This is a genomic window from Flavobacterium sp., assembly GCF_044338735.1.
Taxonomy (GTDB): domain Bacteria; phylum Bacteroidota; class Bacteroidia; order Flavobacteriales; family Flavobacteriaceae; genus Flavobacterium.
In genome coordinates this window covers 1-20,976 of record NZ_JBIIWV010000018.1, presented here as the reverse complement: position 1 = coordinate 20,976, position 20,976 = coordinate 1, and the positions used below count along the sequence as shown (strand labels likewise).

The 20,976-nt window shown below is 32.7% G+C and carries 24 protein-coding genes, 1 tRNA gene, 1 pseudogene and 1 riboswitch; of the genes and pseudogenes, 19 read left to right on the top strand and 7 right to left on the bottom strand.

What is annotated here, in order from left to right:
* From ACIQZC_RS02520 to ACIQZC_RS02505, 4 genes and pseudogenes are all read left to right on the top strand, one after another.
* Window positions 1-1,496: pseudogene (locus tag ACIQZC_RS02520) on the top strand (DNA polymerase III subunit alpha); the annotation flags it as partial.
* 111 nt (window positions 1,497-1,607) lie between these two features.
* Complete coding sequence (trxA, locus tag ACIQZC_RS02515) at window positions 1,608-1,925, top strand: thioredoxin (protein ID WP_133608539.1); 318 nt, start codon at window positions 1,608-1,610, stop codon at window positions 1,923-1,925.
* Between the two features lie 114 nt (window positions 1,926-2,039).
* Window positions 2,040-2,978 carry a DUF58 domain-containing protein gene (locus ACIQZC_RS02510; RefSeq protein ID WP_396137661.1) on the top strand — a complete coding sequence of 313 codons (939 nt, stop codon included), beginning with the start codon at window positions 2,040-2,042 and terminating at the stop codon, window positions 2,976-2,978.
* Window positions 2,979-3,102: 124 nt separating this feature from the next.
* Window positions 3,103-3,179, top strand: a tRNA-Asp gene (locus ACIQZC_RS02505).
* Window positions 3,180-3,330: 151 nt separating this feature from the next.
* Here ACIQZC_RS02505 and ACIQZC_RS02500 read toward each other — a convergent pair.
* The gene (locus tag ACIQZC_RS02500) at window positions 3,331-3,831 is read right to left on the bottom strand and encodes a DUF456 domain-containing protein (protein WP_396137660.1); all 501 of its coding nucleotides are present in this window, start codon (window positions 3,829-3,831) and stop codon (window positions 3,331-3,333) included.
* A gap of 56 nt (window positions 3,832-3,887) precedes the next feature.
* On the opposite strand from ACIQZC_RS02500, the gene ACIQZC_RS02495 reads away from it, so the two are divergent.
* The 5 genes from ACIQZC_RS02495 (at window position 3,888) to ACIQZC_RS02475 (ending at window position 7,526) form a co-directional block, all read left to right on the top strand.
* Window positions 3,888-4,367 carry a hypothetical protein gene (locus ACIQZC_RS02495; RefSeq protein ID WP_396137659.1) on the top strand — a complete coding sequence of 160 codons (480 nt, stop codon included), beginning with the start codon at window positions 3,888-3,890 and terminating at the stop codon, window positions 4,365-4,367.
* Window positions 4,368-4,373: 6 nt separating this feature from the next.
* Window positions 4,374-4,952 (top strand): crossover junction endodeoxyribonuclease RuvC, encoded by a 579-nt coding sequence (gene ruvC / locus ACIQZC_RS02490; RefSeq protein ID WP_396137658.1) that lies wholly within the window; start codon window positions 4,374-4,376, stop codon window positions 4,950-4,952.
* A gap of 4 nt (window positions 4,953-4,956) precedes the next feature.
* Window positions 4,957-6,171, top strand: coding sequence for a radical SAM family heme chaperone HemW (hemW, locus tag ACIQZC_RS02485; protein ID WP_396137657.1), 1,215 nt, complete (start codon window positions 4,957-4,959; stop codon window positions 6,169-6,171).
* Window positions 6,172-6,342: 171 nt separating this feature from the next.
* On the top strand, window positions 6,343-7,104 hold the full coding sequence (locus ACIQZC_RS02480) for a cyclase family protein (RefSeq protein ID WP_396137656.1): 762 nt from the start codon (window positions 6,343-6,345) through the stop codon (window positions 7,102-7,104).
* A 56-nt stretch (window positions 7,105-7,160) separates the two neighbouring features.
* Window positions 7,161-7,526, top strand: coding sequence for an MmcQ/YjbR family DNA-binding protein (locus ACIQZC_RS02475; protein ID WP_396137655.1), 366 nt, complete (start codon window positions 7,161-7,163; stop codon window positions 7,524-7,526).
* Window positions 7,527-7,576: 50 nt separating this feature from the next.
* Here ACIQZC_RS02475 and ahcY read toward each other — a convergent pair whose 3' ends face one another.
* A complete protein-coding gene (gene ahcY, locus ACIQZC_RS02470; RefSeq protein WP_396137654.1) occupies window positions 7,577-8,893 on the bottom strand; it encodes an adenosylhomocysteinase in 1,317 nt (438 codons plus the stop codon).
* A gap of 130 nt (window positions 8,894-9,023) precedes the next feature.
* Between ahcY and ACIQZC_RS02465 the strand changes: the two genes are divergently transcribed.
* The 5 genes from ACIQZC_RS02465 (at window position 9,024) to ACIQZC_RS02445 (ending at window position 14,703) form a co-directional block, all read left to right on the top strand.
* Window positions 9,024-9,695, top strand: a complete 672-nt coding sequence (locus ACIQZC_RS02465; RefSeq protein WP_396137653.1) for a 4'-phosphopantetheinyl transferase family protein — start codon at window positions 9,024-9,026, stop codon at window positions 9,693-9,695.
* Between the two features lie 12 nt (window positions 9,696-9,707).
* Entirely contained in the window at window positions 9,708-10,322 is a 615-nt protein-coding gene (gene pnuC, locus ACIQZC_RS02460) for a nicotinamide riboside transporter PnuC (RefSeq protein WP_396137652.1), read from the top strand.
* The gene (locus ACIQZC_RS02455; RefSeq protein WP_396137651.1) at window positions 10,292-11,830 is read left to right on the top strand and encodes a DUF4301 family protein; all 1,539 of its coding nucleotides are present in this window, start codon (window positions 10,292-10,294) and stop codon (window positions 11,828-11,830) included. The genes pnuC and ACIQZC_RS02455 overlap by 31 nt, the downstream gene beginning before the upstream one ends.
* Window positions 11,823-12,224, top strand: a complete 402-nt coding sequence (gene arfB, locus ACIQZC_RS02450) for an alternative ribosome rescue aminoacyl-tRNA hydrolase ArfB (RefSeq protein WP_396137650.1) — start codon at window positions 11,823-11,825, stop codon at window positions 12,222-12,224. Before ACIQZC_RS02455 ends, arfB begins: the two co-directional genes overlap by 8 nt.
* Window positions 12,225-12,317: 93 nt before the next feature.
* Window positions 12,318-12,428: riboswitch (TPP riboswitch) on the top strand.
* Window positions 12,429-12,516: 88 nt separating this feature from the next.
* Window positions 12,517-14,703, top strand: a complete 2,187-nt coding sequence (locus tag ACIQZC_RS02445; RefSeq protein WP_396137649.1) for a TonB-dependent receptor — start codon at window positions 12,517-12,519, stop codon at window positions 14,701-14,703.
* Here ACIQZC_RS02445 and ACIQZC_RS02440 read toward each other — a convergent pair.
* Complete coding sequence (locus tag ACIQZC_RS02440) at window positions 14,700-15,122, bottom strand: Rieske (2Fe-2S) protein (RefSeq protein WP_396137648.1); 423 nt, start codon at window positions 15,120-15,122, stop codon at window positions 14,700-14,702. The two genes, ACIQZC_RS02445 and ACIQZC_RS02440, sit on opposite strands and share 4 nt — an antisense overlap.
* Window positions 15,123-15,276: 154 nt before the next feature.
* On the opposite strand from ACIQZC_RS02440, the gene greA reads away from it, so the two are divergent.
* Together greA and ACIQZC_RS02430 are read left to right on the top strand one after the other, a co-directional pair.
* Entirely contained in the window at window positions 15,277-15,753 is a 477-nt protein-coding gene (greA, locus tag ACIQZC_RS02435) for a transcription elongation factor GreA (protein ID WP_396137647.1), read from the top strand.
* A 3-nt stretch (window positions 15,754-15,756) separates the two neighbouring features.
* On the top strand, window positions 15,757-16,146 hold the full coding sequence (locus ACIQZC_RS02430) for an HIT family protein (protein ID WP_396137646.1): 390 nt from the start codon (window positions 15,757-15,759) through the stop codon (window positions 16,144-16,146).
* A 27-nt stretch (window positions 16,147-16,173) separates the two neighbouring features.
* Here the strand turns inward: ACIQZC_RS02430 and ACIQZC_RS02425 are convergent, their stop codons facing one another.
* Complete coding sequence (locus tag ACIQZC_RS02425) at window positions 16,174-17,322, bottom strand: sensor histidine kinase (RefSeq protein WP_396137645.1); 1,149 nt, start codon at window positions 17,320-17,322, stop codon at window positions 16,174-16,176.
* A gap of 155 nt (window positions 17,323-17,477) precedes the next feature.
* Between ACIQZC_RS02425 and ACIQZC_RS02420 the strand changes: the two genes are divergently transcribed.
* The 3 genes from ACIQZC_RS02420 to aat all read left to right on the top strand — a co-directional run bounded on the left by ACIQZC_RS02420 (window position 17,478) and on the right by aat (window position 19,495).
* Window positions 17,478-18,353, top strand: a complete 876-nt coding sequence (locus ACIQZC_RS02420) for a flavin reductase family protein (protein ID WP_396137644.1) — start codon at window positions 17,478-17,480, stop codon at window positions 18,351-18,353.
* An 11-nt stretch (window positions 18,354-18,364) separates the two neighbouring features.
* Complete coding sequence (locus ACIQZC_RS02415) at window positions 18,365-18,742, top strand: DUF3127 domain-containing protein (RefSeq protein ID WP_396137643.1); 378 nt, start codon at window positions 18,365-18,367, stop codon at window positions 18,740-18,742.
* Window positions 18,743-18,859: 117 nt separating this feature from the next.
* Window positions 18,860-19,495, top strand: a complete 636-nt coding sequence (gene aat / locus ACIQZC_RS02410) for a leucyl/phenylalanyl-tRNA--protein transferase (RefSeq protein ID WP_396137642.1) — start codon at window positions 18,860-18,862, stop codon at window positions 19,493-19,495.
* Here the strand turns inward: aat and ACIQZC_RS02405 are convergent.
* Genes ACIQZC_RS02405 through ACIQZC_RS02395 form a run of 3 tightly spaced genes read right to left on the bottom strand, consistent with a single transcriptional unit; the run spans window position 19,492 to window position 20,917 of the window.
* On the bottom strand, window positions 19,492-19,704 hold the full coding sequence (locus ACIQZC_RS02405) for a VF530 family DNA-binding protein (RefSeq protein ID WP_396137641.1): 213 nt from the start codon (window positions 19,702-19,704) through the stop codon (window positions 19,492-19,494). The two genes, aat and ACIQZC_RS02405, sit on opposite strands and share 4 nt — an antisense overlap.
* 3 nt (window positions 19,705-19,707) lie before the next feature.
* Window positions 19,708-20,268 carry a DNA-3-methyladenine glycosylase I gene (locus ACIQZC_RS02400; RefSeq protein ID WP_396137640.1) on the bottom strand — a complete coding sequence of 187 codons (561 nt, stop codon included), beginning with the start codon at window positions 20,266-20,268 and terminating at the stop codon, window positions 19,708-19,710.
* Window positions 20,258-20,917 carry a queuosine precursor transporter gene (locus ACIQZC_RS02395; protein WP_396137639.1) on the bottom strand — a complete coding sequence of 220 codons (660 nt, stop codon included), beginning with the start codon at window positions 20,915-20,917 and terminating at the stop codon, window positions 20,258-20,260. Before ACIQZC_RS02395 ends, ACIQZC_RS02400 begins: the two co-directional genes overlap by 11 nt.
* Window positions 20,918-20,976 lie beyond the last annotated feature (59 nt).

The following is a 20,976-nucleotide window of genomic DNA, read 5'->3' as shown; positions in this document are numbered from 1 at the left end:
GTAAAAAAGATAAGCCTGTTTTGGATAAAATGAAACCTAAATTCATCGAGCAAGCTTCAGAAAAGGGTCATGATTCGACTATTTTAGAGAAAATTTGGAAAGACTGGGAAGCGTTTGCTAGTTATGCGTTTAACAAATCGCATTCCACTTGTTATGCTTGGATTGCTTATCAAACTGCTTATTTAAAAGCACATTATCCAGCAGAATATATGGCTGCGGTGCTTTCAAATAATATGAACGACATCAAACAAGTTTCTTTCTTTATGGAAGAATGTAAACGTATGGGATTAGACGTTTTAGGGCCAGATGTGAATGAATCGTATTATAAATTTACAGTAAACGAAAATTATGCTGTGCGTTTTGGAATGGGAGCTGTTAAAGGAGTAGGTGCAGGAGCCGTTCAAACTATAGTTGAGAACAGAAAAGAGGGTAACTATAAATCTATTTTTGATTTTTCGAAGCGAATTGACTTGCGTGCAGCGAATAAAAAAGCATTTGAAAATTTAGCATTAGCAGGAGGTTTTGATGGTTTTGCTGAAACCCACCGCGCACAATATTTTCATCATGATGGCGACGGAATTACGTTTTTAGAAAAAGCAATTCGGTATGGATCCAAATTTCAAGAAAACGAAAATTCTTCGCAAGTAAGTTTGTTTGGCGATGCTTCTGAAGTACAAATTGCAGAACCCACTGTGCCTCCTTGTGAAGATTGGAGTACGATGGAAAAATTAGCCAAAGAAAAAGAAGTTGTTGGAATTTACATTTCGGGTCATCCATTAGATGAATATAAATTTGAGATGAAATATTTCTGCTCTGCAAAATTGGAAACGCTAAAAAACTTAGCACAGCATTTGGGTAAAAATCTTTCCTTTGGCGGAATTGTAACTAATGTTCAGCATCGAACTGCCAAAAACGGTAAAGGATGGGCAACCTTTGTTTTAGAAGGCTATGACGAAAGTTATGAGTTCCGAATTTTTGACGAAGATTATCTAAAATACCGCCATTTCTTGTTGCAAAACCAGTTCGTGTTTTTTAAAATTAATGTAAAAGAAGGTTGGGTTAATCGCGAAACGGGTAAAAAATCAGATCCTAGAATTCAATTTATAGACGCAAAAATGTTGGCCGATGTATTGCCTTCATTTGCTAAAAAATTGATCATTCATTTAGATATTAAAGAGTTACATTCCAATTTTGTGACCGAATTAAATGAATTATTTACAGCAAACAAAGGCGAAAATTCGGTAACCTTTGAAGTAATGGAATTAGAACGCATCAAAAAGACATTAGAGATGAGTCCGGTTATTGTTGAAGAAGAAATTGTAAGTACAGATGACGGAGAAGAAGTATCAGAAATGGAACTCGATATTCCTGTTGAAAAGGAAGAAATTGTAGTTAAAACGAAACTTTCCATGCCAAGCCGAAAATTGAAAGTAAAGATTTCATCTGAATTGCTTCAGGAATTAGACAAAATGCAAGTAAGTTTCAAATTGAATTAATATAAATTCTAAATATAAGACTATAGTTAAAAGTAATCTTAAAACATACTTTCATTGGTAATAAATTCCTAAATTTGCAATTCAAATAATTATAAAATTAAATAGAAAAATATGGCATTAGCAATAACAGATGCTACTTTTGACGAAGTAGTTTTGAAATCAGACAAACCAGTAGTAGTAGATTTTTGGGCAGCTTGGTGTGGACCATGTAGAATGGTTGGGCCAGTTATCGATGAAATTCACAGCGAATATGAAGGAAAAGCAGTTGTAGGAAAAGTAGATGTAGATGCAAACCAAGAATTTGCAGCAAAATATGGAGTAAGAAATATTCCAACGGTATTAATTTTCCAAAACGGAGAAGTAGTAGGAAGACAAGTTGGTGTTGCGCCTAAAAAAACCTATACTGATGCAATTGATGCATTATTATAATAGTTTTAAAAAACACATATTGAAGGTTCAACGAAAGTTGAGCCTTTTTTTATCCATAACCATTTACCCATAACCTTTCACCTACAAAATAAAATCTTTCCCTATCTTTACGATATGAATTTAGAGCAGCAAATAGAAAAAATTTCCAGTTTTGAACATTTAGAACTTTTAGCCAATCAAATTGTCGAAGGCTTTATTTCTGGCATGCATAAATCACCTTTTCATGGTTTTTCAGCTGAATTTGCTGAACATAAAACCTATAATCAAGGTGAAAGCACCAAACATATTGATTGGAAATTATTTGCCAAAACCGATCGTTTATATACCAAGCGATATGAAGAAGAAACCAATTTACGATGCCATTTAATTGTTGACAATTCCTCATCAATGCATTATCCAAAATTGAAATCGAATCAGCCTTTTTATGAAAATAAAATTGGTTTTTCGGTATTAGCTTCGGCGGTTTTAATGAATTTATTAAAAAAGCAGCGTGATGCTGTGGGTTTAAGTATTTATTCAGATACGTATGAATATTATGCACCCGAAAAAGGAAGCGATCGTCATCATCGCATGATTTTAAATACTTTAGAAGGAGTTTTAAAAAATAATTCCAACACAAAAACCACAGACACAGTGACTTATTTACATCAAATTGCTGAGAATTTACACCGTCGTTCCATGGTAATTTTATTTACCGATTTATTTCATTCCCAAGGGTCGGAAGAAGACAACGACAAAATTTTTAGAGCGCTTCAGCATCTAAAACATAATAAACATAAGGTAGTGGTTTTTCATGTGTATGATCAAAAAACCGAATTGAACTTTAATTTTGATGCTGCTCCCCGAAAATTTATTGATGTTGAAACTGGCGAAACCATTCAATTATTTGCCGAAAACAGTCAAGAAGCCTATCAAAAAGTCATTTCAAACTATTTTAAAACAATAGAAGCTACATGTTTGCAATATCAAATCAAATATATTCCGGTAGCAATAGATGAAAAATTTGAAAAAATTATGACTTCTTATTTGGTTGAGAAACAAAAGTTTGCCTAGATCGCTCAAAAAACTTTACCTTTTTTTTAAAAAATATTTGCAGGAATCAAAAAGCGTAGTATATTTGCACTCGCAATCAAGTTCACGGACTGCTTTAGCAATAAAGAATAAGTGAAAATGCACTGGTTTGGTAGTTCAGTTGGTTAGAATACATGCCTGTCACGCATGGGGTCGCGGGTTCGAGTCCCGTCCAGACCGCCAGAAAAGAGGAAGCCTTTCTTTTATGAAAGGCTTTTTTGCCCTCTTAAGATATTTAAAATAGTTGTGTTGTTTATTCCCAAGCAATTGGGATAAGGTTTAGTAGTTAGACCAATGAAAAGCTTTGCATTTATGCAGGGCTTTTTTGATTGTATTAAATCCAAATCGATTTATTTTGCCAAACAATAATCATGAACAAAATTAAAAACAGCACACAAACAAATACCTTCATAAACGTTCCGGCAACAAAACCTATAAACGAACCCAAAGCTGCTTTTAACGCGCGTTCTTTTTCATTAGAATTATAGATTAATTCTCCAATGAATGCGCCTAAGAATGGCCCCAGCAAGAAGCCAAAAGGAATAGGTGCGATAAGCCCTACAATTAATCCAATATTTGTTCCCCAAATTCCATAACTACTCCCGCCAAAATATTTAGTGCCTTGAGCCGGTATCACATAGTCTAAAATACCGATAATTATTGCAATCATTAGTGTGATGCCTAGCAACCAATAATTTGTTTCAATTGTTGGACAAAAATATAAAAGTAAGAGGCCAAGCCAACTTAATGGCGGTCCAGGCAACGCAGGAAGTAAACTGCCCGCAATTCCAACAAGCATTAAGCAAAAACCAATGAATAATAAAAAGTATTCCATAAATTATTTCTATTTTTACAATGTATTTTTACAAATTTAAAGTTATTCTATTTCAAATGCATAAAGTTGGATTATTATTTTTAGTGCTTTTAGCAACTTCTTGTCAATTATTTGACAATAAAGTACCCGATGAAAACCAATTATTGCAACAAGAATTGCAAAAAATTAATTGGGAAGAAGTAGACGAATTGCCTTCGGTGATGCAATGCGACACTATTAAAGACGAAGCCGTTAGGAAACAATGTTTTTTTGATTATTTGGCACAAACCATTCAAGAACGAATAGGAATCGATACGTTACAAATGTTATATCCTGAAACCGATACTATTTCGGTAAAAGTTACGATTAATCCCGATTCGAGTTTGCAATTTGAACCGCAATTTTCTAAAGATAGCGTGGCTTACGACAAAGTAAAAGCCGACAGTATTTTAACCGCTCGTTTAGCAGATTTTCCAAAAGTAGAGCCTGCAATTAAACGAGGAATAAAAGTTAAAACTCAGTTTATTCTTCCTGTGATTATTAAAGTTCAAAAATAAATTTAATTGGCAAACGAACGCATCATATTAGGTATCGATCCTGGAACCACCATTATGGGTTTCGGATTGATAAAGGTGGTCAATAAAAAAATGGAATTTGTACAATTGAACGAATTGATTTTATCTAAATACGATAATCATTATCAAAAGTTAAGAGTCATTTTTGAACGTACCATTGAATTAATAGATACGCACAACCCAGATGAAATTGCTATCGAAGCGCCTTTCTTTGGCAAAAATGTACAATCGATGTTAAAATTAGGACGAGCTCAAGGCGTTGCCATGGCAGCCGGACTTTCGAGAGATATTCCTATTACCGAATACGAACCCAAAAAAATAAAAATGGCGATTACTGGCAATGGAAATGCGAGTAAAGAGCAAGTAGCTAAAATGCTTCAGCAATTATTAGGCTTAAAAGAATTACCAAAAAATCTTGATTCAACCGATGGTTTAGCGGCGGCTGTTTGTCATTTTTTCAATTCCGGAAGAGTGGAAATAGGAAAAAGTTATACGGGTTGGGATGCTTTTGTGAAACAAAATGAAAAAAGAATAAGCCCCCCAACCCCCAAAGGGGGAGCAAAATAGCTAAATGTTTAATTCTGAACAAAACAATACCGTTTTTTACAACTCCTCCCCTTTGGGGAGGCAGGGTGGGGCTGGCATATACATCCACATCCCATTCTGCAAGCAAGCGTGTCATTACTGTGATTTTCATTTTTCTACTTCATTAAAGAAGAAAGACGAAATGGTTTTGGCATTGGCAAAAGAAATTGAACTGCGAAGCAAATCCATCACCCATCACCCATCACCCATCACAGAACCAATCGAAACAATTTATTTTGGGGGAGGAACACCGAGTATGTTGCAGATTGAAGATTTGCAATTATTGATTGAAGCTGTGTATAGCAACTACCAAGTTGTTGAAAACCCTGAAATTACTTTAGAAGCCAATCCAGATGACTTAAGTAATGAGACAATTAGTCAATTAGCCAATTCGCCTGTAAATCGTTTGTCTATTGGAATTCAATCGTTTTTTGAAGAAGATTTGAAGTTGATGAATCGGGCGCACAATGCAGAAGAAGCTAAAAAATGTCTTGAAATTGCCACGCAACATTTTGATAATATTTCCATTGATTTGATTTACGGAATTCCGAATATGTCCAATGAAAAATGGTTGCAAAACATCGAAACCGCGCTGTCTTTTGGAGTACCACATATTTCGAGTTATGCTTTAACTGTAGAGCCAAAAACGGCTTTGCATACGTTTATTCAAAAAGGAATCATTCCGCAACCAGATGACGAAGTGGCTGCAGCGCATTTTCAAATTTTAGTAGACAAATTATCGGAAAACGATTTTATTCATTATGAATTATCAAATTTTGGGAAAGAACATTATTTTTCAAAAAACAATTCGAGTTATTGGTTGGGCAAAAAATACATTGGCATTGGTCCGTCAGCACACAGTTACGATGGACAAAATAGAGGTTGGAATGTATCAAATAATGCATTGTACATAAAGTCGATTCAAGAAAATAAATTACCAATTGAAATCGAAACATTAACCAAAACCGATCGTTATAACGAATATGTTATGACCGGTTTACGCACAATTTGGGGAGTTTCGTTGGATCGAATTGAAGAAGAATTTGGGAAAACTTATTTGGATTATCTGAATCAACAAGCGGCAAAATTCATTGAAGATCATTTATTGTTTGTTGACGAGAACATTTTACGAACTACAAAAAACGGAAAGTTTTTGTGTGATGGAATTGCGAGTGATTTGTTTTTATTAAATTTGGAGTAGTTTAAACGCAAAGAGCGCAAAGTTTTTCGCAAAGGACGCAACAATTTAATTATACACGCCAAAATAAATAGTATGACAGAAAACGAATAATCTTTAATTCTTTGCAAACTTAAAAAAACAAATAAACTTAGCGAACCTTGTATAAACCCTTGCGCTCTTAGCGGTTAAATTATGAAAGCAATCATCAATAACATACAAATCGATTTATCAAAGCCAATTGATATCTCTATTCCTTTGACTAATAATGATCAAAATCCGATTGCTTGGTATCAAAGCACACCCGAAATTGAACCGGTAACTATGGGTGACTGGATTGGAAAAGTTTCGGAAGGAAAATCGTCAACCAATTTCAATAATATTTTCTTCAATCCGCATGCACATGGAACGCATACAGAATGTTTAGGACATATTACCCGCGAATTTTATTCAATCAATCAATGTTTAAAGCAGTTCTTCTTTACTGCTGAATTAATTTCGGTAGAACCAAAAAGCGTTGGAGAAGATTTTATCATTACGAAAGAGCAAATTGAAAATGCTTTGGGCACAACTACACCACAAGCCATCATTATTAGAACATTACCTAATTTTGAAACCAAAAAGCATTTGAATTATTCGAATACGAATCCACCTTATTTAGATGCAACAGCTGCTGTTTTTATAAGAGAAATGAGGATTCAACACTTATTAATCGATTTACCAAGTGTGGACAGAGAACACGACGAAGGAAAATTATTGGCACATAAAGCGTTTTGGAATGTGAAAGACGTGAATCAAGTTAATGATGATGCCCGATTTAATTGCACGATTACCGAAATGATTTATGTAGACGAAAAAGTAAAAGACGGAAGTTATATCTTGAATTTACAATTCGCTTCGTTTGAAAATGATGCAAGTCCGAGTAAACCAATTTTATTTAAGATTGAAGAAATTTGAATTTCGATTTCAGAATTTCAACAATCATAAATCGTTAATCTTCAATCTTAAATCAAATGAACATCCAACAACTCTACGAATTTTGTCAATCCAAAAAAGGCGTCACCGAACATTTTCCGTTTGATGAAGATACGTTGGTGTTTAAAGTAGGAGGAAAAATGTTTTGTTTGACCTCATTATCCGATTGGGAAAAAGGAACACCTAGCTTAAATTTAAAATGCGATCCCGAACGCGCTTTGGAACTTCGAGCGGAATATGAGGCCATTAAACCAGGCTATCACATGAGTAAAACACATTGGAACACCATTCATTTTCAAAGCGATGTTTCCGATAAAATGATGTGCGAAATGATTAATTATTCCTACGAACTTATTTTCAAAAGTTTAACTAAAAAAGGGCAACAAGAAATTTTGGGATGTTAAAAAAAACCCTCACATCACTGCGAGGGTTTTTTTATTTAATCTTTTTTTGACTAGTATCTGTAATACTCAGGTTTGAATGGCCCTTGAACTTCTACACCAATATATTCTGCTTGTTCTGGACGTAATGTTTCTAATTCAACGCCTAATTTAGCTAAGTGTAACATTGCTACTTTTTCATCTAAATGTTTTGGTAACATATAAACGTCGTTGTTATAAGCTGCACTGTTTTTCCATAACTCAATTTGTGCTAAAGTTTGGTTTGTAAATGAATTACTCATTACAAAACTTGGATGGCCTGTAGCACAACCTAAGTTTACCAAACGACCTTCAGCCAAGATGATGATATCTTTTCCGTTTACGTTGTAAATGTCTACTTGAGGTTTCACTTCATTTTTAGTATGACCAAAATTTTTGTTCAACCACGCCATATCAATTTCGTTATCAAAGTGTCCGATATTACATACAATCGTTTTGTCTCTCATTTGTTCGAAGTGAGATCCTAACACAATATCCTTATTTCCAGTAGTAGTAATGATAATATCAGCAGTTCCAATAACTGTATTTAATTTTTTTACTTCAAAACCGTCCATTGCCGCTTGTAAAGCACAAATTGGGTCAATTTCAGTAACGGTTACAATAGAACCAGCACCACGGAAAGAAGCCGCAGTTCCTTTTCCTACGTCCCCGTATCCACAAACGATTACTCTTTTTCCAGCCAACATAATATCAGTTGCACGACGAACAGCATCTACTGCCGATTCTTTACAACCGTATTTGTTGTCAAATTTAGATTTAGTAACCGAATCATTTACGTTAATAGCAGGCATTGGTAAAGTTCCTGCTTTTACTCTTTCGTATAAACGGTGAACTCCAGTTGTTGTTTCTTCAGATAAACCTTTGATTCCAGCAACTAATTCTGGATAACGGTCGATAACCATGTTTGTTAAATCGCCACCATCATCCAAAATCATATTCAATGGTTGTCTGTCTTCGCCAAAGAATAACGTTTGCTCAATACACCAATCAAAATCTTCTTCATTTAACCCTTTCCAAGCATAAACTTGAATTCCAGCAGCAGCAATTGCAGCAGCAGCCTGATCTTGCGTTGAGAAAATATTACAAGATGACCAAGTAACTTCTGCGCCCAAAGCAATCAAAGTTTCAATTAAAACTGCCGTTTGAATCGTCATGTGTAAACATCCTGCAATTCTAGCACCTTTTAAAGGTTGCGTTGCACCATATTCTGCTCTAAGAGCCATTAACCCTGGCATTTCAGCTTCTGCTAATTCAATCTCTTTTCTTCCCCAAGCTGCAAGTGAAATATCCTTCACTTTGTAAGCTACAAAAGGTAATGTTTGTGTACTCATCTATTATGTATATTTGTATGTTCTAAAATTAGAGCGCAAAATTACAAAATAACTTTTTATTTTAACAAAGATTTCTATTAATTTGTGAAATGTTTAGCTTTCTAATGATTTGAAAAACAACATACTATAAATGCCATTATATAAAACTATAACAATTAATGAAACAACTACGGCGTACTTTTGGCACATCACCGAAGACGTAACTTCTTTATTTAGAGCGGTTTCATTAAGCGATGCATCTTTAAAACGATTAGAAGGAATGAAGTCGGAGTCGCATCAAAAAGGGTTTTTAGCCGTTAGAATGTTGCTTCAATATTTAGATTTTACAGATAATGATTTAACGTATGATGCTGCCGGAAAACCTCATTTAATGAGAAAACCTGAAAGAAATCCCATCACCCATCACCCAGCATCCATCACTCAACATATCTCCATTTCACATTCACACGAGTTTTCATGTATTTGTATTAGCGATGAGGTAATTGGAATTGATTTAGAGTTACTAAAAGAGAAGACGTTGAAAATTACATCCAGATTTATGGATGTCAACCATTTACAAGGACTTTCAATTGCAGATCAAGTAGCTAAGGCAACAGTTGTTTGGGGAATTAAAGAATCTATATTTAAAATTAAGAACGAAAAAGGAATTAGTTTTCCAGAGCATATTTTTGAAGACAAATTTGATATAGAAGCGGGGAAGTGCACTGCCGAGTTGCATTTTAATCGGCAAATTGAAAAATTTTATGTTCAATTTCATCTGATTGAAGGTTATGCTTTTGTTTTTTCTAAAATTCTAATGTAATAAAGTAAAAGTATGCTCGATTTACTATTTGCTCAATATAAAGGGTATTCTATTTTTTTTATTGCACTTGAAATAACTGCTGTTGTTTTTGGAATCATAAGCGTTTTATTTGCTAGAAAGAACAACATATTAGTTTATCCAACCGGATTGATTAGTACACTCATTTTTATATACATTTTATATAATTTTAAATTGTATGGAGAATTTATAATCAATATTTATTATTCGGTCATGAGTATTTTAGGTTGGTATTTATGGTCAAGAAGGAATAATGGTCAAGAAGAATTTCCGATTTCAATTATGAATTCAAAAGATTATAAAATTTCTGCTATAATTTTTATAGCAACCTTATTATTTATTGCTTTTATTTACCAATTTTTTGATAAATTTACAGACTTAACAGCATATGTTGACGCATTTACAACGGCATTATTTTTTGTAGGAATGTGGCTCATGGCAAAACGTAAAATTGAAAACTGGATTATTTGGATTATAGCAGATATTATTTCTGTACCTTTATATTTTTATAAAGGATTAACCGTTAGCAGTTTGCAATTTATAGTATTCACAATTATTGCTGTTTTAGGCTATATAGAATGGAAAATATTTTTACAAAAGAAGATTTAAATTACATAAACAGCAGAGGCATTTCTATTGATAAAATTCAGCGACAATTTGATTTTTTCAAACAGGGAATTCCAAAAATTAACTTAGTCAGATCGGCTACTGTTAACGATGGAATTTATAGTTTTACAGAAAACGAAATTGATTTCTTCGTTGATTATTTTGATAAAAACAAAGCACATTTCAACATTGAAAAATTTGTGCCCGCCTCTGGTGCCGCTACCCGAATGTTTAAATTTTTGAATGAGTTCTTAATTGAATTCGATATTGAAAATGATACAATAAATAGTTACATCAATAAACATAAGGCAAAAGACGTTTCTTTGTTTATTTTCGGAATCAGAAACTTCCCTTTTTATAAACTTGTAAAAGAAAAAACGGTTCAATTAAACCCCGATTATTATTCGCAATCTAGCGATACAAAATATTATCTTTTAATTAAAACATTACTCAGTAGTGAAGGTTTAAATTTTGCTAATCAGCCTAAAGGAATTATACCCTTTCATTTGAAAGAAGAAAAATTTCTTACTCCAGTTGAAGAAAATATTATTGAAGCAGATTTTTTTATTACTCAAAATAAAAAAACCAAAATTCATTTTACGATTACCCAAAAATTTCAGTTAGATTTTGAAAAAATAGCCAATCGTTTTGCAGACTACGACATTAGTTTTTCTTATCAAAATCAATCTTCAGATACACTTGCGGTAACTGAAAACAACAGCCCTTTTAGATTAGAAGATGGCTCATTATTTTTTAGACCAGGCGGACATGGTGCTTTAATCGAAAATTTAAATTCATTAAGTTCAGATTTTATTTACATAAAAAATATTGATAATGTTTCTCAAAACAATAAATTAATTATTGCTAAAAATAAAAAACTTATCGGAGGCGTTTTGATGCAAACACAATTTCAAACGTTTAATTATTTAAAAAAACTTTCAGAAGGTAATGTAAGTGAAACTGATATTACTGATATTAAAAATTTTACAGAAACTAAATTAGCGTTTTTATTACCTGAAGAGTTTAATTATTTTCAAAAAGCATATAAAGTAGAATACTTAATTCAAGTTTTAAATAGGCCTATTCGTGTTTGTGGAATAGTAAAAAACGAAGGCGAACCAGGCGGAGGGCCTTTTTGGGTACAAGATGAAAAAGGTAGGCAAACACTACAAATAGTCGAAACCTCACAAATAGATTTTAATAATAAGATACAGAAAGATATTGCAAATGATGCCAAATTTTTTAATCCAGTTGACATAGTTTGTGCGATCAAAGATTTTCAAGGAAATAAATTTGATTTACTTCAATTTGTAAATGAAAATACAGGATTTATCGTTTCAAAAAACAAAAACGGAAAACCATATAAAGCTATTGAACTTCCTGGTTTATGGAATGGTGCTATGGCAAAGTGGACCACCATTTTTGTTGAAGTTCCAATAGAAACGTTTAACCCAGTAAAAAATGTAAATGATTTACTAAAACCTGCTCATCAACCCGAAAATAATGGATAAAGAATTACTCATTTCAGAAGTAACTTTTAAAGCAGTTAGGAGTAGTGGACCAGGAGGGCAAAATGTAAATAAAGTAGCTTCAAAAGTTATTTTATCTTTTGATTTATTACTTTCAAAAGCATTAACCGAAGATGAAAAAGCTCATTTACAAACTAAATTGGCATTAAAATTATCCCAAGAAAACATTTTATTAATAACAAGTCAAGAAGATAGAAGCCAAATTAAGAATAAAGAAATTGCAACAAAAAAATTCTTAAGAATCATTGAAAATGGTCTAAAAATCGACAAGCCTCGTAAAGAAACTAAAATTCCGAGAGGTATTAAAGAAAAGCGCCTTAATGCTAAAAAAGTCATGAGTGTTTTGAAGCAAAACAGAAAAAAACCAAACTATTAAATTTCAATAACAAATTCAAAAGTCAAGTTCAATAAAAATGAAATAAATTGAGTTTTTGTATTGCAATTGTAATTGATATTGCATTATCTTTGTCATGTCTCAAAGGGGTGCTTAGATTCTTTCATAATGACAGATTCAAAGCTGAGATCATACCCATAGAACCTGGGCAGGTAATGCTGCCAAGGAATAGAGAGAAACCAACGCCGATACATTCCATTAGGAGTTAAGGAATCTCAAAAATTAATTTATTAACCAAGAGTAATTGCCCCTTTTATTCGTAAAACTTTTACGAATGAAAACTTTACCAAAAAACTGTTGCCACAGAGGCACAAAGTCGCAAAGATTTTTTAATCTTTTTTCTTTTTTCTTTTTTCTTTTTTCTTTCTCTCAAGAAGCGCAGAAAGACACTACCAAAGTCAACACTTTAAACGATGTTATCGTGTCTTCGGTTCGAGCAAAAGACAAAAATCCGATTACATTTACTAATGTGCGCCAACAGGAACTTGCTCCTCGCAATTTAGGTCAAGACATTCCTGTTTTGTTAAATTATTTACCTTCGGTAGTTACTACAACCGATGCAGGAAATGGTATTGGCTATACCTATATGCGAGTTCGCGGTGCTGATGGTTCCCGAATCAACGTGACTTTAAATGGTGTTCCGTTTAATGATAGTGAAAGTCAAGGTACTTTTTTTGTAAACTTACCCGATTTTGCTTCCTCATTAGAAAGCGTTCAGTTACAACGTGGTGTGGGAACATCAACTAACGGAGCTGGCGCTTTTGGTGCGAGTTTAAATTTGCAAACCAAATCATTTCAAGAAAAAGCGTATGCCGAAATTTCAAATTCTATTGGAAGTTTTGCTTCCCGAAAACATACTTTAGCTTTTGGAACAGGATTGCACAACAATTTTGAAATGAATGCTCGAATTTCAAATATTGCGTCCGATGGATTTATTGATAGAGCTTCAACTAATATGTTTGGTTACTTTTTTAACGCAAATTATATTACTGATAAATCCCAAATAAAATTCATGGCTTTTGGCGGTAAAGAAAAAACATATCAGGCTTGGTATGGTATTGAAGATCCCGAAAAATTACAAAATGATCGAACATTTAATCTTGCCGGAATGTATTCAGATGCATTTGGAAATATGCAATTCTATGATAATGAAACCGATAATTATTGGCAAAATCATTTTCAATTGCATTGGTCCGAAAAATGGTCCGAAAAATGGATTTCAAATGTAGCAATTCATTATACCATTGGGAAAGGATATTTTGAACAATACAAAGAAGATGAAGAGTTGTCGGATTATAATTTACCTGCTTTTAACGGAAATTCAATATCTGATTTGGTCAGAAAGCGCTGGTTAGATAATGATTTTTTTGGAACGACCTTTTCGCTAAATTATAAAACAGCAAAAACTGATTTGTTATTTGGAGGAGCAGCTAATCGGTATTTAGGAAATCATTTTGGAGAAGTAGTTTGGACACAAAATTATGTTCCAAATGCAAATCGTTATTATGATGATTTTGGAAATAAAGACGATATAAATTTTTACATTAAAGCATCTTATAATGTTACGAATAAACTAAATTTATTTACCGATTTGCAATATCGAATGGTATTTTATGAAGCTACAAGCGTTAAGTTTTCCGATGTAAATGATACCTTTCGATTCTTTAATCCAAAAGCAGGTTTGAGTTATCAATTGAATGATAAAAATTCATTATATGGTTATTTTGGAATTGCTAACAAAGAGCCAAGACGTGACGATTATGAAAATGGAAGTGTAAAACCAGAACGATTATTTGATTATGAGCTAGGTTGGAAATACAACACTAAAAAAGTAAAATTATCAGCCAATGCTTTTTATATGAATTATAAAGACCAATTGGTTTTAACAGGTGCTTTGAATGATGTGGGTGCGCCAATTTTCACTAATAGCGGAAAAAGTTATAGATTAGGATTTGAAGTGGAGTCTTCAATTGCAATTACTAATAAATTAATATTAAATCCAAACGTAACTTTGAGCCAAAACAAAAACCAAGATTTCTACTTTCAACGAGATGGTGTTTTGCAAAACTTAGGCAATACAGATATTGCATTTTCTCCAAATTTTATCTTCGGAAATCAATTGGTTTTTATGCCAATTAATAATTTTCAAATATCATTTTTATCAAAATATGTCAGTGAACAATACATGGGAAATATCGATTCCAACCGATCTAAATTGGACGCCTATTTTGTAAATGATTTGAATGTTAATTATGAATGGAAACTGAATAAAGGGATACAATCTATTGTTTTTTCAGCCTTGGTAAACAATATTTTCAATTTAGAGTATGAATCCAATGGTTATTTCTATACGTATGATGACGATTGGAGTAATCCAGGAAGCACCACTACAATAGAAGGAACGGGTTATTATCCTCAAGCGGGAATAAATTTTCTTTTAGGAGTGAACTTGAAATTTTAATTGTAAACGCGTAAATTAAAATTGTCTAATTGTTCCACTCGGTACTGTTTCATAGGATATTGCATACCTTGGGCCTGGCCCGAAAATAAACTATAAGAAACATTATCACAAGGACAAATTACGTTAATACCATTTAAAGTCATGGTTGAACAACTAGTTAATGCTTGGTTTGGACAAGCTGCATCAAATGCTACATATCCACCTCCGGTATTAAACACAAAAACACCCCTTATGCCCGTATTTCCAGCATTAACATACACGGCATTACTTGGAAATTGTAAACTACTGTACTGAGGCAAGCTCATATTAATGTTATAGGCAAAGGAATAATTTGGTAAATAAGGATTATTATTGTTAAAATTATCTTTATCGCAACCCATAAATACAAGTAGAAAAGTAAAAAGAATATATTTCTTCATAGAACATGCAGATCAATTAAAAAACAAATTTAATTAATTACTTTCGACATAACATTATACAATGTCATAAATTAATATTAAAAATAAATTACTATCTTTGTGAGAAGGAATCCCATCAGGTGGGATTTTTTCTATTTATATAAATGATGAAGTTATGAGTACAGTATCTTATTACACAGCAGAAGGATTAAAAAAATTAAGAGACGAATTAGACCAGCTAAAGAGCATAGAAAGACCTAAGGCATCACAAGCTATTGCTGAAGCTAGAGATAAAGGTGATTTGTCTGAAAATGCAGAATATGATGCAGCTAAGGAAGCTCAAGGGCTTTTGGAGATGCGTATTTCTAAAATGGAAGAAGTAGTTTCTAATGCACGTTTAATTGATGAATCGCAACTTGATTTATCAAAAGCACTTGTTTTGTCTACCGTAAAAATAAAAAATCAAACAAACGGTATGGAAATGACCTATACCTTAGTTGCCGAAAGCGAAGCCGATTTAAAAACAGGCAAAATTTCGGTAACATCACCAATTGGAAAGGGACTTTTAGGTAAATCTGTTGGAGAAACTGCAGAGATAATTGTGCCAAATGGCGTATTAAAATTTGAAGTATTAGAAATTTCTAGAGACTAAATTATGTCTAGTATTTTTACCAAAATAGTTAGCGGAGAAATTCCGTGTTATAAAATTGCTGAAGATGAAAATTATTTGGCTTTTTTAGACGTAAATCCTAATGCAAAAGGGCATACATTGTGTATTCCAAAACAAGAGATTAATAAAATCTTTGATATGGAAGAAGAACACTATTTAGGGTTAATGAAGTTTTCAAGAACCATTGCCAAAGCTATCGAAAAATCGGTAGAATGTAAGCGAATTGGCGTAGCTGTCGTAGGATTAGAAGTGCCTCATGTTCACGTTCATTTAATTCCGCTTCAAGATATGGATGATATGCGTTTTCAACGTAAAACAAGTTTATCTTCAGATGAATTTCAAGAATTAGCCACTAAGATTGCTAATAAAATATAAAAAAATCCCGATTCACTCGGGATTTTTTTATATTGATTTATAACTTATTTGTATGGTAGTTCCTTTATCAATTTCTGAATGCGCCACTTTAATTTTTCCTTTGTGATACTCTTGAACAATTCGCTTAGTTAATGAAAGACCTAATCCCCAACCTCTTTTTTTAGTAGTAAATCCTGGTTCAAATATTTTTTGAAATTGATTTTTTGGAATTCCTTTTCCGGTATCCGTAATTTTAATTTTAACGATATTCTCTAATTCTGAAATGGCAATGTCTAAATTACCTTTTCCTCTCATGGCATCAATAGCATTTTTCACTAAATTTTCAATCGTCCAGCTATGCAATGAAGGATTCAACGCTACATAAATAGGATAATCTGGAGCTGAAAAGGTAAATATAATCTGTTTTGAAACCCTTGTTTGTAAATAATCTAGTGCGTTTTTTGTCTCTTGAATAAGGTCTCTTTTATCTAAAATAGGCTCACTACCAATTTTTGAAAATCGATCAGTTATCGTTTGTAGTCGATTAATATCTTTCTCAATTTCAGCTACGGTACTTTTTTCTACATTTTCTAATTTTAGTATCTCAACCCAACCAATCAAAGAAGATAATGGTGTGCCAATTTGGTGTGCTGTTTCCTTTGCCATTCCTGCCCAAAGCTTATTTTGAGTAGACATTTTGGTCGCTTTATAAAAATTATACACAACAGCGCCAAACAAAATAATAATCAATAATAAAGCAATAGGATAATACTTTAATTTATTTAATAAAGGAGAATCACCATAGTAGACTAATTGATAATTATTTTTTGAGCGTTCTATTTTTATAGGCTGATTGGCCTTTTTTATCGAATTAAAATATTTTTTTAAAGCAATTGTGTCTTTAGAAATGGCTTCGTCAATATTATTGAAATCCAAAATATTATCTTTACTATCGGTGATAAATATTGGGATGGTATTATTTTTACTAATAATTTTAAAAGGTAAATCTAAATCAGAATTTTCATTAGCATTAGCAATTGTTGTAATAGCTGTAGCCCAAAATTCCATCTTTGAGCGCTCTTCTTGTTTGAAAATTTGGAAAAAATTATAGGTGTTCCAAAGTATTAAAAGTACTATGAAAAAAGAAGCAATAATGATGAACCAACGGGTTATATTTCGTCTTTCTGAAAACTGCATGTTCAAGATTTGTTGTAAAAATACTAAAAAGCAATTTAATTGTTTGATTTAAGAACGTTGATTAACGATTTTTGATTGAAAAAATATTGAAGTTGTATTTAAATTTGCCCTTGAAATTGAACTTGTTCTTGCTATCTTTGTAAAAATTTTTAGTCATGTTAAGCATCGATCCAAAACAAATAGCTCCAGCGAAATTACAAGGATATTTACAGAGTGCTGTGGCACCAAGGCCAATTGCATTTGCAAGTACATTAGATAAATATGGAAATCCAAATTTATCACCTTTCAGCTTCTTTAATGTGTTCAGTTCAAATCCACCGATTTTAATTTTTTCACCCGCAAGAAGAGTAAGAGATAATACGATAAAACACACCTTAATTAATAGCCAAAAAACAGGAGAAGTTGTAATTAATGTGGTTAATTTTGATATCGTTCAGCAAATGTCTCTTTCTAGTACTGAATATCCTGATGGAGTAAATGAGTTCGAAAAAGCAGGATTTACAATGCTGCCTTCAGATATAGTAAAACCGTTTCGAGTTGCCGAAAGTCCGGTACAATTTGAATGTAAAATCAATGAAATTATTGCTTTAGGAAATCAAGGAGGTGCTGGTAATTTGGTGATTTGTGAAGTAGTTAAAATTCATATTGATGAAGCTGTTTTAGATGCATCAGGCATGATTGATCAGCATAAAATAGATTTGGTTGCCCGAATGGGAGGAAATTGGTATAGCCGCTCTAATGTTGGTATGTTTGAAGTAGAAAAACCACTAACAACTCTTGGAGTAGGGGTAGATATGGTACCCGATTTTGTTTTAGATTGTGGTTATTTTGATGGAAATGATTTAGGTAAATTAGGAAATATAGAAAATATACCAACCGAAGAAGAAATTGCTATATTTGTAAAAACAAATTTTGAAGTAAAGGCAGTTTTAAGTGCCGACGACAGTGATAAAAAATATCAAAAAGCAAAAGAATATTTAGACAATGGAAGAGTTTTAGAGGCTTGGAAATTGTTATTAGCAAAAAAATAAATTTAAGTATTATGGAAGTTTTAGGAAGAGTAAAATTAATTAATCCTGTGCAACAAGTAAGTGCTTCTTTCAAAAAAAGAGAACTTGTAGTTACAACAGAAGAGCAATATCCTCAACACATTTTGATTGAGTTTGCGCAAGACAAAACCGATTTGTTAAACAATTATAATGTTGGAGAACAAGTTAAAGTTTCAATCAATTTGAGAGGAAGAGAATGGGTTAATCCACAAGGTGAAACTAAATATTTCAACTCTATTCAAGGTTGGAGAATTGAAAAAGCACAAGCAGAAGCACCAAGCGCACCACAAATGCCGCCAATGCCAGATGCCGAAGCATTTGAACCAGCAACCAACTTTAAAGAAGAAGAGCACGACGATTTACCTTTTTAATTTTTAATTAAAAAGTAAATTCCAAATTTTTAAATTCCAAATCCCAAAAGAAATAATTAAAATTTTTGAAATTTGGAATTTGTTGTTTTTTGGAATTTGATGTTTGGAATTTTCGCTATGTATTTTTTAACCCAAGAACTATATTTTCCGCCATTAACAACCGCTTCACCTGATGGTATTGTTGCTTTTGGAGGCGATTTGTCTCCAGAGCGATTGCTATTGGCCTATAATTCAGGAATTTTTCCTTGGTTTGAAGATGACGAGCCTATTTTATGGTGGAGTCCGCCAGAACGCATGGTCTTGTTTTTTGAAGATTTAAAGATTTCAAAAAGCATGCGAAATATCATTTATCAAAAAAAGTTCAAAGTAACTTTTAATACCGCTTTTAGAGAAGTAATTCTTAATTGTAAAAAAATTTCCAGAAAAGATCAAATGGGCACTTGGATTACCGACAATATGGTGGAAGCTTACTGTAAATTACACGAATTAGGCATTGCCAAAAGTGTTGAGGTTTGGGAAAATGATGAATTAGTTGGTGGGTTGTATGGTGTTGATTTAGGTCATGTTTTTTGTGGCGAAAGCATGTTTTCAAAAGTGTCTAACGCTAGTAAAATGGCTTTCATTGCTTTAGCAAAACAATTAGAAATGGCTAATTATCGATTGTTAGATTGCCAAGTGTATAACGATCATTTAGCCAGTTTAGGTTGTGTCGAAATTGACCGAGAAGATTTTTTGAGCGTATTACAACGTTAAAATTTCGGCAATGTTCTCACATACAATTCTTCTACTTTTTTTCTAGCCCAATCGGTTTTTCTTAAGAATTTTAAACTTGAATTCACCGAAGGATTATCTTTAAAACAGTTTATGTTAATCAATTCGGCCAAAGTATCAAAGCCATAAAAATTTACTAATTGTTCTACAATTTCCTTTAAAGGTTTTCCGTGAAGTGGGTCGTTACTCATATTTTATTTTCTTGTATAGCAATCCATGACGTGATCATTGACCATTCCGGTGGCTTGCATGTGTGCATAAACAACGGTTGAACCTACAAATTTGAACCCGCGTTTTTTCAAATCTTTACTCAGTTTGTCTGAAATTTCAGTGGTTGCTTTCACTTCGCCCAAATTTTTCGGTTGATTATCTATGGGTTTTCCATCTACAAATCCCCAAATATACTTTGAAAAACTTCCAAATTCTTCCTGCACTTTTAAAAAGGCTTGGGCATTAGTAACCGTAGCTTTTATTTTTAATTTATTTCGGATAATTCCTGTATCTTCTGCTAATTCTGCCATTTTTTCTTCGGAATAAAGGGCAATTGTATTCCAATCGAAATCATCAAATGCTTTTTTGAAATTTTCTCTTTTTGCCAAAACGGTATACCAACTTAAACCTGCCTGAAAGGTTTCTAAAATCAAAAATTCAAAAATAGTTTTATCGTCATAAACAGGTTTTCCCCATTCGTTATCGTGATAATTTCGGTATAAATCGTCTTTTTCGCACCAAGCACATCGGTGTTTAGTTTCCATGTTTTTCCGCTCCTAAATAGTTGTCAATTAAGTAATGTCCGAGATAAATTAAAGGGGTTAATCCTATGGCAATCAGTAATTTCACCGAATATCCTGTAAATGCTGAAGCTACAAATGTTTCGCTATTTATTTTTCCGGGTAACCAAAAGGCAATTCCTAATACAATGAAACTGTCAAATAATTGTGAAATAACCGTAGAACCCGTACTTCTTAGCCACAACATTTTTTTTCCGGTTCTATTTTTAAGAAAGTGAAAAAGGGTAACATCAATTAATTGCGAAACGAGAAAGGCCGTAATACTTCCTACAATAATCCACATACTTTGACCAAAAACAGCTCCAAATTGATCATCTGTGATTAATCCGTCACCTTTTACCGCTGGAATATTGAGTCCAATTAGCAATAAAATGAAGGTATATGCAATCAATGCAGCGGTTATTAATGATAATTTTTTAACGCCTTTTTCACCAAAATATTCATTAATTAAATCGGTTGTAATAAACACAATCGGCCAAGGCAAAATACCTAAACTCATTACATTATTTCCAATATAAATCAGTTTGCCACCAATTAATTCGGCTACTAGTGCATTGGTAATAAAAATACCAGCCAGCACAACATAAATGATGTCTTTTTTTCTGTGGAACATTTCTATCGTTTTATCAAAAGTACTAGATTTAAAACATAAAAAAAAACTTCAACCCGAAG

Excerpts from the sequence above, each read along its gene's own strand:
- trxA (WP_133608539.1), top strand. The coding sequence starts at position 1,608 with ATGGCATTAGCAATAACAGATGCTACTTTTGACGAAGTAGTTTTGAAA.
- ACIQZC_RS02510 (WP_396137661.1), top strand. The coding sequence starts at position 2,040 with ATGAATTTAGAGCAGCAAATAGAAAAAATTTCCAGTTTTGAACATTTA.
- ACIQZC_RS02500 (WP_396137660.1), bottom strand. The coding sequence starts at position 3,831 with ATGGAATACTTTTTATTATTCATTGGTTTTTGCTTAATGCTTGTTGGA.
- ACIQZC_RS02495 (WP_396137659.1), top strand. The coding sequence starts at position 3,888 with ATGCATAAAGTTGGATTATTATTTTTAGTGCTTTTAGCAACTTCTTGT.
- hemW (WP_396137657.1), top strand. The coding sequence starts at position 4,957 with ATGTTTAATTCTGAACAAAACAATACCGTTTTTTACAACTCCTCCCCT.
- ACIQZC_RS02480 (WP_396137656.1), top strand. The coding sequence starts at position 6,343 with ATGAAAGCAATCATCAATAACATACAAATCGATTTATCAAAGCCAATT.
- ACIQZC_RS02475 (WP_396137655.1), top strand. The coding sequence starts at position 7,161 with ATGAACATCCAACAACTCTACGAATTTTGTCAATCCAAAAAAGGCGTC.
- ahcY (WP_396137654.1), bottom strand. The coding sequence starts at position 8,893 with ATGAGTACACAAACATTACCTTTTGTAGCTTACAAAGTGAAGGATATT.
- ACIQZC_RS02465 (WP_396137653.1), top strand. The coding sequence starts at position 9,024 with ATGCCATTATATAAAACTATAACAATTAATGAAACAACTACGGCGTAC.
- pnuC (WP_396137652.1), top strand. The coding sequence starts at position 9,708 with ATGCTCGATTTACTATTTGCTCAATATAAAGGGTATTCTATTTTTTTT.
- ACIQZC_RS02455 (WP_396137651.1), top strand. The coding sequence starts at position 10,292 with ATGGAAAATATTTTTACAAAAGAAGATTTAAATTACATAAACAGCAGA.
- arfB (WP_396137650.1), top strand. The coding sequence starts at position 11,823 with ATGGATAAAGAATTACTCATTTCAGAAGTAACTTTTAAAGCAGTTAGG.
- ACIQZC_RS02445 (WP_396137649.1), top strand. The coding sequence starts at position 12,517 with ATGAAAACTTTACCAAAAAACTGTTGCCACAGAGGCACAAAGTCGCAA.
- ACIQZC_RS02440 (WP_396137648.1), bottom strand. The coding sequence starts at position 15,122 with ATGAAGAAATATATTCTTTTTACTTTTCTACTTGTATTTATGGGTTGC.
- greA (WP_396137647.1), top strand. The coding sequence starts at position 15,277 with ATGAGTACAGTATCTTATTACACAGCAGAAGGATTAAAAAAATTAAGA.
- ACIQZC_RS02430 (WP_396137646.1), top strand. The coding sequence starts at position 15,757 with ATGTCTAGTATTTTTACCAAAATAGTTAGCGGAGAAATTCCGTGTTAT.
- ACIQZC_RS02425 (WP_396137645.1), bottom strand. The coding sequence starts at position 17,322 with ATGCAGTTTTCAGAAAGACGAAATATAACCCGTTGGTTCATCATTATT.
- ACIQZC_RS02420 (WP_396137644.1), top strand. The coding sequence starts at position 17,478 with ATGTTAAGCATCGATCCAAAACAAATAGCTCCAGCGAAATTACAAGGA.
- ACIQZC_RS02415 (WP_396137643.1), top strand. The coding sequence starts at position 18,365 with ATGGAAGTTTTAGGAAGAGTAAAATTAATTAATCCTGTGCAACAAGTA.
- aat (WP_396137642.1), top strand. The coding sequence starts at position 18,860 with ATGTATTTTTTAACCCAAGAACTATATTTTCCGCCATTAACAACCGCT.
- ACIQZC_RS02405 (WP_396137641.1), bottom strand. The coding sequence starts at position 19,704 with ATGAGTAACGACCCACTTCACGGAAAACCTTTAAAGGAAATTGTAGAA.
- ACIQZC_RS02400 (WP_396137640.1), bottom strand. The coding sequence starts at position 20,268 with ATGGAAACTAAACACCGATGTGCTTGGTGCGAAAAAGACGATTTATAC.
- ACIQZC_RS02395 (WP_396137639.1), bottom strand. The coding sequence starts at position 20,917 with ATGTTCCACAGAAAAAAAGACATCATTTATGTTGTGCTGGCTGGTATT.